This window comes from Paenibacillus sinopodophylli, from assembly GCF_005930355.1.
GTDB classification, from domain to species: domain Bacteria; phylum Bacillota; class Bacilli; order Paenibacillales; family Paenibacillaceae; genus Pristimantibacillus; species Pristimantibacillus sinopodophylli.
In genome coordinates, this window is the sequence record NZ_VDBO01000003.1 from 419,580 (window position 1) to 434,990 (window position 15,411).

Genomic DNA, 15,411 nt, shown 5'->3' on the forward strand with positions numbered 1-15,411 from the left:
GTGTGAAAAATGGAGGAAATTCACCATAAGAGGTTAACTTCCTTTTTTCACTGTAACACAGCGCTCTGAAAGACTAATGAAAGAATCATGCATCAAAAAAACACGGTAGAGCCGCTTACTCAGACTCTACCGTGTTTTTATTGGGTAATCCTATTAAAGCTTTAGACCAAGCTCGAGCGTAACGTTTAACAGACGAAGGATCATGGCAACAGCTTGTTCCCTTGTCGCATCCTCGTTCGGGTTAAACTTATTGTTGCCTACACCGCCCACAATTCCTGCGTTAGCGACTGTGTGAATGGCTTCCTGTGCCCAGCTGCCATTAATATCTGAGAATACATTTCCATCCCCAGCTTTTCCTGCATTCAGCACTTTTGCAATTATGGCTGCCATCTCGGCCCGAGAGATGGTTTGATCCGGCTTAAATGTACCATTGGCATAGCCAGAGATAATCCCATTCGATTGCAGTGCTTGAATAGCATTCTCTGCCCAATGTCCTTTGGTATCTGAGAAGCTTGCGCTATCTGCAGAAGTCAAACCAAGCGCATTAACAAACATGACAGCAAATTCTGCGCGTGTTGTGCTTTTTTTAGGATTAAACGAGCCATCCTCGAATCCAGAAACGATACCCATTCTAGATGCAAGATCAATGGTTGCTGCGCTCCAAGAAGAAGCCGATACATCAGTAAAGGTTTTGGATGGTTCGCTCTCCGCTTTCGCCACAATACCTTTAACTACGTCAACGTTTACCTTATTGTTCAGCGACGCTTTATCCTGTGCGCTATCAGGAGTCGGTGTTGGAGTAACAACTGGCGTTGTTACTGGCGTTGTTACTGGCGTTGTTACTGGTGTTGCTACTGGCGTTGCTACTGGTGTTGCTACTGGTGTTGCTACTGGCGTTGTTACTGGCGTTGTTACTGGTGTTGTTACTGGCGTTGCTACTGGTGTTTCTACTGGTGTTGCTACTGGCGTTGCTACTGGTGTTGCTACTGGTGTTTCTACTGGTGTTGCTACTGGCGTTGGCGTAGGAGTAACTACTGGTGGTTCCGTTGTTCCTGGATCTGGGTTCTCCGCCTCGACATCTTTGACAAAGTTCAAATAGAAATCATCGATTGTTCCCCATGCGCCGCCATCGGCTTTGACATTAGCTCCAATCGTCAGCGTTCCATCGGTAACGAGAATATTCTGAATCTCTGGCGTATTCCACTGCACCCACCCGTTTACACCGGTTGGCACTTTCAGTTCCTCGCCGTCCGTTATAGCAAATAGGTTCATATCGGGGTTAGCAGTATCTCCACCTTGAATGTTCATTGAGAGATTGTAATACCCCGGTTTAAGACCCGTAATGGTCTGCTCTACTCTGAAATTCACTCCAGCTGCGGAGTAGTAGTGCAAGGAATAGCTTCCTGTCTTGGCATCTGAAACCTTATTCTGGTAGCTCGTATGTGCTGCGCTTCCCGCTCCATAAGTAATTTTCCACATGCTTCTGTTACTATTCTCAAAGCTGGCATTAATAACAAAGTTTTCTTTCTTAATTTCAAGAGAAGCTGTAATGGTCTGGCCGCCTTCGACGGTCCCTTCAATGACATAGCTGCCCGCACCCTTAGCAATAGCCTGTGCCAGCGCGTCTTGATCCCATACAACCGATACCGTCCCAGTACTGCCATCATTGTAGGTAACGCTAGTTGTAGTAGGCAAAACAATCGTTTCGCCCGCGATTGCAGACACCGTAACATTTTTGATTTCATCAATAGCAAGTGGAGCAACGGCTCCTGTATCTACATATTTGAACACATTCAGCGAAGCAAGCGGATGCCCGTTGAAATCAAACAGAGCCTGGTTGTCAACAGCGCTGCCGCCATACCATTCTCCAGCATCTTTAGGGTCATACTCCTTCGCATAGCTGGAAGCCCAGCCTGAACCGTATTGTTCCCAAATCGCTTTATTCTGCTCTAAATTCTCTTTCGGGCCTACTGGAATCCACGCCGGCTCCCAATAAAACACACCGATCCCCGCTTCACCGATATTCGAAACAGCTTCAATTACATTTCTAACCGAAGTCGCTTGGCCTTGAACGCTAATTGGATAGTCTAACGTTTGACCGGAGCTTCTTGGTGCAGTATTCTCATGACCATCACCGTCTTCAGCAGTATAGGCATAAGAGGTTTCAGCCACCATTACTTTTTTGCCGAAGTTGTTAGCCACATTTGTAAGTACAGATGTCAGATTGCTTAATGTTCCATGCCAGAAAGGATAGTATGAACTCGCAAACACATCATAGTCTACTCCATTCGTCTGCAAGGTTTGCGCATAGGTCGCATATCTGCCGGACGCTTCTGGATTTGTGAAATGCAGAGCGATCAGAATTTCATTGTCGATCTCACGGATCGCACGGCTTCCCGCGTTAAACAATTCACTCATTCTTGTCCAGTTCGATTCACCGACGAATTGTCCATTGGTTTCATTACCTACCTGAACCATACCAACATCGATGCCTTCATCAATCAGAGCTTGCAGGCTATCTTTGGTAAAGTTGTATACTTCGGTCTTCTTATCCTCAAAGCTCAAATTCGCCCATGCTTTAGGCGTATGCTGTTTAGCTGGATCGGCCCAGAAATCAGAATAATGGTAGTCAACCAGCAGCTTCATACCATTAGCTGTTGCTCTTTTACCGATTGCGATAGCGGTTTCCAGATCATTATTGCCTCCGCCATAGCCCTTTCCTGCTGTATCATAAGGATCATTCCATATACGTACCCGAATGTAATTCACTCCAGCTTCATTCACCGTTGTGAATATATCCTGTCCTTCTCCATCCTCATTGTAGAATTGAACTCCGCTATTTTCTAAAGAGATAATACTCGAAATATCCATACCTTTAATAAAGTCCGGCTGAAGCCCTTCAACCTTCTTCACAAAAATATCCGCATCTACTGGTGGAACGACTACCGAACCCACCTTTGTCAGCTTGAAGCTATCCAAGTACCCCCATGCCGATGGAGCACCACTTATCGTTGCTCCGATGTTAAAGCCCGATACGGCCTGCTCCAATTCAAACGATAGGCTAACTGCACCCCAAGCATTATAGCCGGTTGTAGCAACCGGTACTGATTTGTCATTGCCTGCAAACAACGTAACATTCCCCGCTGCACTTCCAGCACCGCCCATGGACTTAGCCGTTAGCTCATAGCTGCCTGCAGGGAGGGATGTGAACGTCTGTTGCAGCGTAATAGACTGGTTCCCCACTGCGGTAGCTTTGATCCAATATTTGAATGCATGCGTTCCTTCATCTGGTGTTAGCCATGGATCATCAGCATATGCAAAATGCAGCATATCTACTTGAGCGGCGTTTGCCGTTGTCGCGCTCCAAGTTTGATCGCTCAAAAAATTCGTTTCGAAACCGCCATTTACTAGACTCGTACTGGCCGAAGCAGTCCCGACGCTGAATGAAAATGAACTTAGCGTCAACAACGCTGCTAAAAATAAAGACATAACCTTTTTATTAATTTTCATGTTCTAATCACCTTTCTTCTCTAAACTTTCGATGCAAATGATTGCCGTAGCTTTCATATAACGCTTACATCTCAATATACCAACAGTTACTTTAATACGTAACGTATACAAATCTAATATTTTGTATGTTTACGCAAGCATTTTTACGTTTATAGGCTAGCTTTGCGTACATTCTCTCACAATCCGCAGAAAATCTCGTTTTTTTGATCGATGAAGCATCAAAATCCTGAACGCTTTGCATGACAAAAAGAGCGATCTGCTCAACCGCACGAATCTCTCCCAAGTCCCTCTAATCGCAACATCTTCTTCTTACCGCCTCTCCTGCTCCCCAAACACTTCTTTCACAATCTGAAGTGCCGAAGCCGCGCGCGGCCATCCGCTATAGAAGGCTAGATGCGTAATAACTTCCACAAGCTCAGCTTCCTCTACCCCGTTCTCCACAGCCAGTCGCAGATGGTAGGAAAGCTGTTCGGTCATGCCTCCTGCCACAATCGCAGCAACCGTAATCATACTGCGGTCCCGGAGCGATAATGGCTCCCTTCTCCAGAGATCCCCGAATAATACGTCTTCTGAATAGCTGACGAATGCCGGAGCAATGTCTCCGAACGACTCCCGTGCACTGGACATGATTTTTCGGTGCGCCATATCACACCTCCCCGATCGGTCGTTGCACCATTTGAGCTAAACCGTTGCCGAACGACCAATCCTCAAACTCCGTATCGACCAGTACAATGAACACATCTTCTTTCCTCATAAGAAGCGTCTTTGATAATTGTTCAGCCAAAGCCTCGTAAAAGCTTGTTTTCTGTCTTGTCGTTCTACCTGACTTGAGCGTTATTTGAATAAATAGCAGTGCGTCACTTCGTTCAATGTTCAAATAATGTTTGCTGTAAAAGTACTGTCCTGCTTTATGAGCATGGAACACCTGAAACAGATCGTCTTCCGGCACATTGAAATGCTGCACTAATGCGCTCATAATGGAACGGCTAATGGCTTCCAGCTGTCGGTCTTCATATACATGCTCCAAGTAGCTAACTCTAACAAATGGCATCGGTCACGCTCCTTCATTAAGATAGCTTTATTGTACTCAACCATTCATCATTTATATAATTGAATAATATGATATTCTTGATTCATTATATCGATCGAGGTGACCTGAATGGACTTAAGAGAATTGATGGCTTTCCAAACGATCCTGCAAGAGGGAACCTTCTCACGAGCAGCCGAGAAATTAAATTACGCGCAGTCGACCATAACGAATCAAATCCAACGATTAGAGAAACAAATCGGCGTACAGCTATTTAAACGGGGATGGGATGCAGAGCTAACGAGCGCCGGACGAGTGTTTGCAGCCGAGATCGACAAGCTTATTCGTCATTGGAATGATGTAACTGAAATCACGAAGGCGCTGCAGCAAGATGAGATTGGCAGCCTGCGTATCGGAGGGATAGAACCCATGATGGAACATGCTCTTCCGAACGCCTTGCGAGCCTTTCAAAAACGCAAGCCAAGAATGGTCTGCCAGATTACCATGGGAAACACGGACTACTTATCACACGCCATTCTCCAAGACGAGCTCGATTTTGCCATTTGTGGTGAGCCTTCTGACGCATCTGCTTTTTATTTCGAGCCTCTTTATGCAGAAAAAATCGTTTTTGTCGTAGATCGACATCATCCGTTATGTGAAAAGAACGATATTTCCTTCCGAAATATTCTTGACTATCCCATCATTGTCGGAGGGCATACTTGCCTGTATTATGTACATGTGGCAAAGCAGCTATCCCGTTATGAAGCAGTTCCTCCACGTCTAAACACAGTAAGCCAAATCTCTGCCATTCCCCATTTCACCAAACAAACGCTCGCCGTTGGCATCGTGCTGGAATCGACCGCTCTGATCCCCGAAATCATGAGAATTGATGTCGAACTACAACAACCTTTCATTCCTGTGGGACTCCTTCAGGCTCGCGGCATGCAGTATCCCGCTGCATCCGCTAAGAGGCTTCTTATGGAGTTTATGAGAGAAGAGATTTTGTCCCGATATAAAGCCCAGTAAATACAGAAAAGAACATTCCCAAGGGGAATGTTCTTTGGATCAGCAGTGAACAGCACCGCTTCATGCTTATTAATATTATTGAGCCGGAGCCATATTGTTGTAAATGTTAGTTGCCGTTACTTTACCCGAGCTTACGTCCTCTGTCGTAAATCCGGACACGAAGTTGCCGACTTTGAATTCTTTTTGCAGCAGCTCTTCAGAAGGCGCAGCAGCAGTTGGTCCACCGATACCAAGCTCCGTATCTGGCGTTACCGTTACCCACAAATCGCCAACCTTGAAGCTGTTGCCGTCTGCACTCACTTCAGAGATCACACCATCAATATTAACTGCCGCTTTACCTTTAGCAGGCGGGTTTGCAGCCTCGTCATTCTGTGGTGCAATGTTGTTGTAGATCGCATCCGCAGTCACTTCTCCGGTGCTGACATCCCCCGAAGTGAAGCCTGATACGATATTGCCAACTTTGAATTCTTTCTGTAACAACTCTTCAGAAGGCTCCGCAGCTGTCGGGCCATCGATGCCGAGTTTCGTATCTGCTGTTACTTTCACCCACAAATCACCAACCTTGAAGCTTTTGCCGTCTGCACTCACTTCAGAGATCACCCCATCAATATTAACTGCCACTTTACCCGAAGTCGGAGCCTGAACGATACCCGCCGTAGGCTGTGGTGTACCAGTCGGGGCATTCTGATTCATTGTAAGGATACTGAATGATAATACCGCACATGCTGCAATACCTACTGTCCAACCAGTTAACTTCTTTTTATTTGCTTTTTCCATTTTAAACCGCTCCTTATGATTTATATTAGTTGTTTGTGTTGTTTTTTCTATATCTGACATCATCTTCTGATAGGTTGCTTCTTTGAAATCATCACTTGTTTTCACACGGGACATTGCGGATTTATAAACAGATTTCTTCATCCTCAAGGCCTCCCATCTTCTCTTTTAAAAGTAATCGTCCTCTGGCCAGCCATGTTCCTACCGTTGCGGGCTTGGACTGCAGAATAGCTGCAATTTCCTGGATCGAATATCCCTCGTAATAGTGCAGATGTATCGGAATTCGATATTTCTTGTCCAATGCCAATACGGCCTGTAGAACATCACTTTCTTCCTTTGGAAGGTAGCTCAAATCTTCGGGAACAGGGTTCCTGCTTTTGAACCATCCGGTTTTCAGCATGTTTTTACTTTTGTTGATTGTTGTCCGAATTAACCATGCTTTTTCATGTTCACCGTTCTCAAATACAGGGCGCTTCTGCAAATAGGTGAGAAATACTTCCTGTGCTACCTCTTCTGCATCAGCTATATTTTTCAAATACGCGAAGGCAATTTTGATCATGCTTTGTGAGTATAGATCCAAGGCCTGCCGCACAGATTCATTGAGCTCTAATGAATTGTACACCTCAGCACCCCCTTTCACTATGAATACAACTGAGAACCCTCATATTTTTCATTGCTCCTCATATTTTTTTAGCTTATGGCTAATTTTAATGAAATAAACGTTCGGCACTAAGAATAGAGCTCGGCCATTGTCCTGATGTGACCATATAGCTCCTGCACAGCTATAGACGTAAAAAAGCGACAAATTACTGCAATTGTAACCGTACGGATTTTCAATAATGGCATATTGTACGATAAGTGAAAACATAAAAAAGGATCACCCCAGAAATGGAGTGATCCTTTATGAACGATTAACCTCAAGCTTTTATTGAATGCCCAGTGCCTTTAGCACAATGACTACTGCTTCTGCTCGGGTCGCCTTATCGTTAGGGGCAAACAAATTACCATTGCGTCCTGTTATGATACCTCTCTCACGTGCAGCCTCTATGGCATCCCTAGACCAGACAGGAATCGCGTCTGCATCGGCAAAACTGCTATCTAGTTTCGCATCTGTACGTGCAAGCTCAAATGCTCTGCTCACGATAACTGCAATTTCAGCGCGCGTAATTTCCGCATTCGGACGGAAACTTCCATCATTGTATCCGGAAATCACCTTTGCTTCAACGGCTTGCGCAATGGCCTTCTGAGCCCATGAGCCAATAGCATCCTTATCGTCAAACGAGAGGCCTTGGCCTTCGTTCTGCCAGTTAAGTGCCTTTGCTAGAATAACGATAAATTCCGCACGGGTAATCGTTTTATTCGGTTTAAAGTCACCTTCTGGGTATCCTGAGATCAGAGCCTGTTCTACAGCTTGCTTGATTGCAGTCTCTGCCCAGTGTCCGGCAATATCTGTGAACTGAACCACTGGCTTAGGATCAGACTTGTTCACTGCGAACACGGCAAACTTTGTGAAATGATCTACTTGTACCGATATGATTCCGTTACTCACGACACCGCCGATTTCTACCCAGCGTTTAGCTGTCTCATCATAATAGAACACGGATACCGTTTGACTTTCGTCTTGCAGGATCTTCTGATCAAATGCAAATCGAAGTGTAATCGGCTTTGAGAAGTTTTCTGTAAAGTTTTTTAGCAGCTCAAAAATAGGGCTCGCAAGCTTTTGACCGTTCTCGACCAAGTTTGCGCTATTCAATAGCTTCTCTACTTTAATTTGAATCGCCTGATCCGATGTTTCCTTCGGAACAACGACCCAAACCTCCTCATTCAGCTTGACTTCACCAGCTTCATTCGCCCGAATAACCGTTTCAACCTTTGTAGTCGGTGTTACTGGCGTTGATACAGGTACCGATGGAGAAGTAGAACCTCCGCCTATTGGCACAACTGCCGAGGAAGAGTCTGACGACAGTGAATCGCCTATGCCATTGCTCGCAACTACCGTAAACGTATACGTTGTTCCGTTGACAAGACCAGCTACGCTGATCGGACTGGAAATACCAGTCGCTGTCTTAGCCGCTGTAGCCCCGTTCCATGCCGTCACCGTGTACAAGCTGATTTGGCTTCCGTTGCTTGATGGAGCAGTGAATTGTACGCGCACTTCACCGTTGCCTGCTGTCGCCTGTACGTTTAATGGCTTATCCGGTACAGTGGCTGGCGTCTCTTCACCCGGCTCCGGATTTCCCGGCGTTTCCGTTGCTGTCGGTGTTACCTCTTCCGAAGATGCGGATGTCGGTGAATCACCGATTGCATTGGTTGCAACTACCGTAAAGGTGTAGGCTGTTCCATTCTCCAGTCCCGTTACCGTTATTGGGCTCGACGTTCCTGTCGCCGTCTTAACCGCTGCGCCGCCAGTCCATGCCGTAATGGTGTATAAGCTGATATTACTTCCGTTGCTTGATGGAGCAGTGAATTGTACGCTCACTTCACCGTTGCCCGCTGTCGCCTGTACGTTTAATGGCTTGTCCGGTACAGCAGCTGGCGTCTCTTCGCCCGGGTCTGGATTTTCTGGTGTTTCCGTTGCTGTCGGTGTTACCTCTTCCGAAGATGCGGATGTCAATGAATCACCAATTGCATTGGTTGCGACTACCGTAAAGGTGTATGCCGTTCCATTCTCTAGTCCCGTTATCGTAATGGGGCTGGACGTTCCTGTCGCGGTCTTGACCGCTGCGCCTCCAGTCCATGCTGTAACCGTATAGCCGCTAATTGTTCTTCCGTTGGATGCTGGCTCAGTGAAGCGAACCTCCGATTGACCATCTCCAGCAGTCGCCGCTACACCTGTTACCTTGCTCGGCACTGTAGCTGGTGTTACCGCTTCTGTTGCATCGGATGCAAGCGAATCTCCGATTGTATTCGTCGCAATCACCGTAAAGGTGTACGCTGTTCCATTCTCTAGTCCCGTTACCGTTATGGGGCTGGTCGTTCCTGGCACACTTTTAACCGCTGTGCCTCCTGTCCATGCCGTAACCGTATAGTCGCTTATCGGTCTTCCGTTTGACGCAGGCTCGGTGAAACGAATCTCCGATTGACCGTTACCACCTGTCGCTGTTACACCTGTTACTTTGCTCGGCACTGTAGCTGGTGTTACCGCTTCTGTTGCATCGGATGCAAGCGAATCTCCGATTGCATTCGTCGCAATCACCGTAAAGGTGTAAGTTGTTCCATTCTCTAGTCCCGTTACCGTAATGGGGCTGGATGTTCCTGTCGCTGTCTTGGCCGCTGCGCCTCCAGTCCATGCCGTAACCGTGTAGCCGCTTATCGGTCTTCCGTTTGACGCAGGCTCGGTAAAACGAACCTCCGCTTGACCGTCTAAAGCCGTTGCTTCTATGCCTGTTACCTTGCCTGGCACAGTGGCTGGCGTTACTTCTTCAGATGGACTTGATGCCGGTGAATCACCAGTTGCATTGGTTGCAACTACCGTAAACGTATAGGCTGTTCCATTCTCAAGTCCTATTACCGTAATTGGGCTCGACGTTCCAGTTGCGGTCTTAACTACTTCGCCGCCAGTCCATGCGGAAACGGTATAGGCTGTATTTATACTGCCATCAGGAGCATCTGGTTTCTCGAAGCTGATTACGGCCTCTCCGTTGCCTGGTACTGCGCTAACATGAACAGGGGTAAGCGGATGAAGCGCAATCACCTCTATGAGATGGCTCGCAATGGCTGATGATTGCTTTGCTGTCGCATTTTGTGCCACAGTAGCTGTTACCGTTGCAGTGCCTAGCTTATGCGCCTTCAATGCTCCAGTTACTGGATCAATAGAAATGATGCTGTCATCTGAGCTGCTGAATACAACACTGTCGTTGCCTGCGCTCAATTCTACAGCTAATGTCGCTTCCTCCCCGAAGCTGTACGTCTCCTTCACATTCGTGAAGCTTACCGTTCTCTTCAGCCAATCTGCGGTAAGAGAAGTGGATAAACTTCCCGCATTGCCCGCATCAAGCTTCGAGGCTTCTGAGGTAAGAGCAACGAATTTGGCTCTGTATACTTCACCCGATGCTGCCGTAATCGTGAGCTGAGACGGATTTTCGGATTGATTAACAACAGCCGTCGGATTGGCGCCCGCTCCCTTAAACCATTCAACCGTGTAATCCGTACCATACACAAGCGGATAACCGCCTTTATTCACTACCGAACCCAAGTTGTTAACAGCAAGGGTAACCGGAGTTCCGTAATAAAAGCGAGCGTCTCCTTCCGCATCTGCCTGAACTGAAATGGTCGGAGACGAATTCAGTTCACGGGATACCGTTGCAGCACTGTTCGGATAACTGGTTGTCGACGTCGTTGTTATTACATTTCCATAGTAGGTTTTCCCTGTCGTTTTTAACGTAATATCGACTGGTATTGTGCCGGCAGGCAGGAACAGATATACTGTTCCACTGCTCAATATGGACGTATTCAATGTTTGGTCTCCGTAATGGACAGCTACAGCAGTACCAATGGCTGGAGCGGTGGCAGTGTCAACTTTGATTGCCGTTGCATACACCGTTTGACCGTCCTTGTTCAACGCCTGCCTGCCATTAAGAAGTTGAATGTTGTTCGTAAACAGATTGCCGCCATTAATAATTACGGTCGTCTTCTGCACATTGTCCGCCCTGTTGGTGGTAGAAGCGTAACCTGTTCCTATTACATCGTAGGCATAGCTTGATGTATTAGAAGGCACCTTGGCATTTATCGTACCGCCATTAATCGTGACGCGTGTCGTCTTACCAGGGTAGGTCGAGGACACGTCGCCTCCGCCTATCGCTGCCGCTGTACCGTTGTAAGACTCCGCCGTAATAACGCCGCCATTAATGACGATATTTCCGCCTGCGCCTCCCTTTCCTCCACCAATTGCAGCGGCAGAGCTGCCGCTCGCTCTGAAGTTTGCTGTTATTGTACCGCTATTAATCGTAATGCTGCCTGCGGTTTCCGAGATGTTGCCGCCTATCGCAGCTGCGCTGCTATAGCTGCTGGCTGTCAACGAATGACTGTCGTTGCCGTCAATCGAATCGATAATCAGCTCGGTTCCCTCTGGCACGCTGATAGGCGCCTTTTGGGTAGCTCCATTATAAGACGATACGACATTCGTACCACTTAGCGCCAAATATACCTTTGTACCGCTGCCTTCGATTGAAATCGTCGGAATAGACCCATAAGCAGAGGTCGTCTTAGTAATGGATGCATTCTCCAGCGTTACATGCTGCTCTACGCCGCCCTTAATTGCCACTACGTAGGTAGTTGAAGAACCTGTAATAATATAGCCGTTTGCATTGTAGACAGCATTTGCACCGCTTGATGTTTTCCCTGTGACAGTGCCATCGCCGATTGTAATACTACCCTTGGAAATGTCGAGCGTCGTCTTCAGCTCATCTGCGGAAGCATTCGGGATTACCGCTGTGAACAAATTCGTAACAATGGCAGCCACAAGCCCCAGCCGCAGCCAATTTCCTTTTTTCATTGCGCAAGCTCCTCTCTTGTTGATTAAATTGTGTCTTCCTTTATTCGATCAAGCTAGCGTTAATAGAAATGCGGATGTTGCTCGTAATCGTATCAAGGCTTAATAGTCCCGTTTCGCTGTCATAGGTATAATTCGCGTATTTCACTTGAATGTCGCCATCTTGAATCGTATAGCCTTCTTTTGCATGCACATACAATTGCGCACTGCCTCCGGCTACGACATCTACCGCACCTGTCTCCCACACAACGGAGTCTGTATCAATTGGCGTTACTGTCCATTGTGCTGTTTGAACCCACACAAGGTAACGATAATCTGATGCCAATGTATACACGTCGCCAGTGTAGGACGCTTTGTAGCGAATGCTATACAGGCTTGGCTCTAGATTCTCAATGACATTGCCCGTTACCGAATAAATTTGCTGATCGTTCCCGATTGTCGGAATCCATTTGATGTATTCTTGTGACTCATCCACACCAAATATTTTCCCGTTATTCGTTCCCGTCTTTGCTGCAATCGTCGTAAAGCCAGACGGCTTAACGGGCTTCACAACGGTAAAGTTTTTGAAGTAGCTCACGCCCTCGTAAGAAACGCCTTTTGCTTTTCCTCCATCGTAAGCAATGCGGATCGAATGCTCGCCTGGTAGAAGAGCGCTGAAGGTAAAGCTGATAACGCCTGCTTTTTCTCCTGTGCCCGTTACTCTTGAATAAAAGTTTTTCGATCCGTCCTGATAGAACCGTACTACAGCACCCTCAATCGGCGTGTTTTGGCCGTCATCAGAAGTCAGCTTCAACGTATACGTAATTGCACCGGCTGTTGGATCCGGCTGTTTCGTGAACTCCGCTTCGGAAGTAACGCTTAGTTTGGCAGGCACGCTTGGAACCAATATGCCGCCTTCCTTAGGACCAAGAGATGTCTTGCCCGCAGAGAATGATGAGGAACCAATTACCTTGCCACCAGACACTGCTACGAATTTAGCTTTGTATGAATCACCCTTTAGAGGAGTAACCGTCAATTGGGATTCGTCTTCCAAATCTCCAGCGATTGGCGTTGATCCCTTATACCACTGAACAACAAAATCAGTGCCAGCTTGCAGCGCATAGCCGCCGGCATTTCCAACTTCATTGTAGTTGGAAACCGTAAGCACGCTTGTTTTGCCTTCGTTTAATTCCTTATCCTCAGAATTACCGTTCTCAATGGATAGAACAGGCGCATTCTTGATCGTGCGTGAAGCAATACCAGCTATAAACGGGCTGCTCGCAATTCCTTCTCCCGCATTTACGGTTCCGTAGTAGGTCTCCCCTGTATCCCCGCGCGTAATGGCTACGTCATGGGAGCCTGCCGACAAGAACAGATAGACATACCCGCCGTTTACTGTATTCGTCTGAACACTATTGCCTTCGTATTGCAATTCGACCGTTGTGCCGTTTGCTGGAGCGTCCTCTAGCTTAACACCCGCTGCATACAGCTGCTGACCCGCGTCATTGACCGGCTGCCGTTTGTACAGAAGCGCCGTAATATTGCTGCTGTCATTACGACTTACGATGCTGCCTCCATCAATGACAACTGAAGTTGATGCCTGAACCGCTGATGCATAACCGGAGCCGACTTTACCATAGCCGATAGAGTCATATACCGCTGCATTTGGAATTTTTGTCGAAACTGTACCGCCATTAATGGTTACTTCAGTCACTTTACCGTTATAGCCGGTAGTCGAATACCCGCCTCCGATGGCAGCGGCATAACCACCGTACGATTCTGCTGAAATGGAACCACCATTAATTACGATTGTTCCTCCCGCTCCGCCTTGGCCGCCTCCAATTGCTGCTCCGTAGTTGCCGCTGCGGACAAACTTAGCCGTAATCGTACCTTCATCAATGGAAATCGCACCAGATGCAGCTGCTTCATTGCCTCCAATTGCCGCTGCATAACCTCCGTACCCGTTAGCCGTCAATGAATGGCTGTTGCTTCCATCCACTGTACCAATCGTTAGATTTGTCCCTTCAGCTACGCCAAGCGCAGCTTTTTTCGGATTGCCGGACGTAAGTACGCTTGTACCGCTAAGCGTCAAGCTCACCGTTGTTCCTGCATTTTCAATCGATATAGGGGATACGCCACTATAGCCCGTGCTTACTTTAATGTTTTTAATCTCAATCTCATTTGTTCCACCGCTGATTGTAACCGTATTAGCGGTTTCAGAGCTGGAGCTGCTTGTAATAATATAGCCGCTCGCGTTGTATCCCGCCGCCGCTCCTGCAATCGTCTTGCCAGTAACCGTTCCATCGCCGATCTTGATGCTACCCTTAGATAGATCAAGCGTTGTCTTCGACGCTTGCGCCGACGTGTAAGACGCCGGAGTAGTTAGGGATAGAAGCAGCGCAATGACACCAGCAAGTGCTGCCAGCTTAAAGCCCCCGCTCTTTAAAGATGAGCGCAGTTTGGTTTGTTGATACATAATCATCATCCTCCTATTAGATACTCACACATTCCTATGTATATAGTCGGATTTACAAAAATACTAAACCGTCACCCGACGCCACACCATGCTAATTCACTTATTCCGTAGTCTATCAATCCATACGGCAGCGACTTCCATGGAAAAGGATACAATATGCTCCTAACATTATCACCCCTGGTAAAGTACGTCCAATAAGCATTTGGATCCGATCAATAGAACCGTTCTATCAATTTTAACTCTTTGTTAATTTCTAGAACGGCCTCGAATAGGGAGGAGTCACCTTCCTTAAGCATAATAAGATTGGTCACCAGCGACAATTCAGATAATGAAGGAATTGTAACGGGTATGAGCAGGCCGTCCTTTACTTCCCGTCTAATGCACAACATTGGTAGAAAGCTAATACCTTGACGCTCAAGCACAAGCTTTTTCGCCGTTTCCATATTGTCAATATGATAATCAATGATTGGCGGCTGGCTTAACGTTTCGAATAAACGATGAATTTTGGTCCAATTGAGTGAACCGCATTCATAGAAAACAAGCGGCTCTGTTTCTAGCGCCTCGATAGATAAAGGTGGCTCCTTCAAAAAGGAGTGTCCCTGATAGACGCATAGTTTAATAGGATCCTCAATAAATTTTACAGATTCCAGAGCAGGATGCGAAACGCTCCGTACAAAACCAAGATCAATCTCCTTATTTAGTACCTTCTCTATAATAGAATCACTGTTGTCCGTAATAATGCGAATCTGAAAATTAGGGAAACGCTCCTTTAGCTTAGGCATAACATGGGGCACTACATAATGGGAGATCGTCTCCGTACAACCAAGGCGCAGCGTCTTTACCTCCGTTGTCTTGCCGGACATAAGCTGCTCCGCTCTTTTGAAGGACTTGAGCGTCTGCTGCGCATGGGGCAGAAACATCTCCCCTTTCTGAGTCAATGAGAAGCGTTTCCCTTCCCTGACAAGCAGCTCCACACCAAGTTCCTTCTCCAGCGTCCGAATACGAGATGATATAGATGGCTGCGTCAAAAACAGCGCATCCGCCGCCTTGCGAAAGCTATTAAAGTGCACCACATATACAAAAGCTTCGATATTTTCAAGATTCATTTATCTCGACACCTCCTCAAAC

At 47.0% G+C, this 15,411-nt stretch carries 9 protein-coding genes; 1 reads left to right on the forward strand and 8 read right to left on the reverse strand.

Translation table 11 applies throughout. The features are described from left to right. Nucleotides 1-153: 153 nt before the first annotated feature. From FGT79_RS16770 to FGT79_RS16780, 3 genes are all read right to left on the reverse strand, one after another. Entirely contained in the window at nt 154-3,510 is a 3,357-nt protein-coding gene (locus FGT79_RS16770) for a glycosyl hydrolase 53 family protein (protein WP_138753958.1), read from the reverse strand. Nucleotides 3,511-3,819: 309 nt separating this feature from the next. Beyond that, nucleotides 3,820-4,155 carry a carboxymuconolactone decarboxylase family protein gene (locus FGT79_RS16775; RefSeq protein WP_138753959.1) on the reverse strand — a complete coding sequence of 112 codons (336 nt, stop codon included), beginning with the start codon at nt 4,153-4,155 and terminating at the stop codon, nt 3,820-3,822. Between the two features lies 1 nt (nt 4,156). Then, nucleotides 4,157-4,561, reverse strand: coding sequence for a tautomerase family protein (locus tag FGT79_RS16780; RefSeq protein WP_138753960.1), 405 nt, complete (start codon nt 4,559-4,561; stop codon nt 4,157-4,159). 108 nt (nt 4,562-4,669) lie between these two features. On the opposite strand from FGT79_RS16780, the gene FGT79_RS16785 reads away from it, so the two are divergent. Beyond that, nucleotides 4,670-5,563: a LysR family transcriptional regulator gene (locus FGT79_RS16785; protein WP_138753961.1), complete on the forward strand. Its 894-nt coding sequence runs from the start codon at nt 4,670-4,672 to the stop codon at nt 5,561-5,563. 75 nt (nt 5,564-5,638) lie between these two features. Here FGT79_RS16785 and FGT79_RS16790 read toward each other — a convergent pair whose 3' ends face one another. The 5 genes from FGT79_RS16790 to FGT79_RS16810 form a co-directional block, all read right to left on the reverse strand. Beyond that, nucleotides 5,639-6,481: a DUF5666 domain-containing protein gene (locus tag FGT79_RS16790; RefSeq protein WP_138753962.1), complete on the reverse strand. Its 843-nt coding sequence runs from the start codon at nt 6,479-6,481 to the stop codon at nt 5,639-5,641. Continuing rightward, nucleotides 6,462-6,959 (reverse strand): RNA polymerase sigma factor, encoded by a 498-nt coding sequence (locus FGT79_RS16795; protein ID WP_138753963.1) that lies wholly within the window; start codon nt 6,957-6,959, stop codon nt 6,462-6,464. Before FGT79_RS16795 ends, FGT79_RS16790 begins: the two co-directional genes overlap by 20 nt. Before the next feature lie 303 nt (nt 6,960-7,262). Continuing rightward, the gene (locus FGT79_RS16800) at nt 7,263-11,831 is read right to left on the reverse strand and encodes a fibronectin type III domain-containing protein (RefSeq protein WP_138753964.1); all 4,569 of its coding nucleotides are present in this window, start codon (nt 11,829-11,831) and stop codon (nt 7,263-7,265) included. Nucleotides 11,832-11,871: 40 nt separating this feature from the next. Continuing rightward, nucleotides 11,872-14,283, reverse strand: a complete 2,412-nt coding sequence (locus tag FGT79_RS16805) for an autotransporter outer membrane beta-barrel domain-containing protein (protein WP_138753965.1) — start codon at nt 14,281-14,283, stop codon at nt 11,872-11,874. Between the two features lie 212 nt (nt 14,284-14,495). Further along, the gene (locus FGT79_RS16810; protein WP_138753966.1) at nt 14,496-15,389 is read right to left on the reverse strand and encodes a LysR family transcriptional regulator; all 894 of its coding nucleotides are present in this window, start codon (nt 15,387-15,389) and stop codon (nt 14,496-14,498) included. Between the last annotated feature and the right edge of the window lie 22 nt (nt 15,390-15,411).

Bases quoted from the DNA above. Each gene is read 5' to 3' on its own strand.
- FGT79_RS16785 (WP_138753961.1), top strand. From the start codon at position 4,670: ATGGACTTAAGAGAATTGATGGCTTTCCAAACGATCCTGCAAGAGGGA.
- FGT79_RS16810 (WP_138753966.1), bottom strand. From the start codon at position 15,389: ATGAATCTTGAAAATATCGAAGCTTTTGTATATGTGGTGCACTTTAAT.
- FGT79_RS16800 (WP_138753964.1), bottom strand. From the start codon at position 11,831: ATGAAAAAAGGAAATTGGCTGCGGCTGGGGCTTGTGGCTGCCATTGTT.
- FGT79_RS16770 (WP_138753958.1), bottom strand. From the start codon at position 3,510: ATGAAAATTAATAAAAAGGTTATGTCTTTATTTTTAGCAGCGTTGTTG.
- FGT79_RS16775 (WP_138753959.1), bottom strand. From the start codon at position 4,155: ATGGCGCACCGAAAAATCATGTCCAGTGCACGGGAGTCGTTCGGAGAC.
- FGT79_RS16790 (WP_138753962.1), bottom strand. From the start codon at position 6,481: ATGAAGAAATCTGTTTATAAATCCGCAATGTCCCGTGTGAAAACAAGT.
- FGT79_RS16780 (WP_138753960.1), bottom strand. From the start codon at position 4,561: ATGCCATTTGTTAGAGTTAGCTACTTGGAGCATGTATATGAAGACCGA.
- FGT79_RS16805 (WP_138753965.1), bottom strand. From the start codon at position 14,283: ATGTATCAACAAACCAAACTGCGCTCATCTTTAAAGAGCGGGGGCTTT.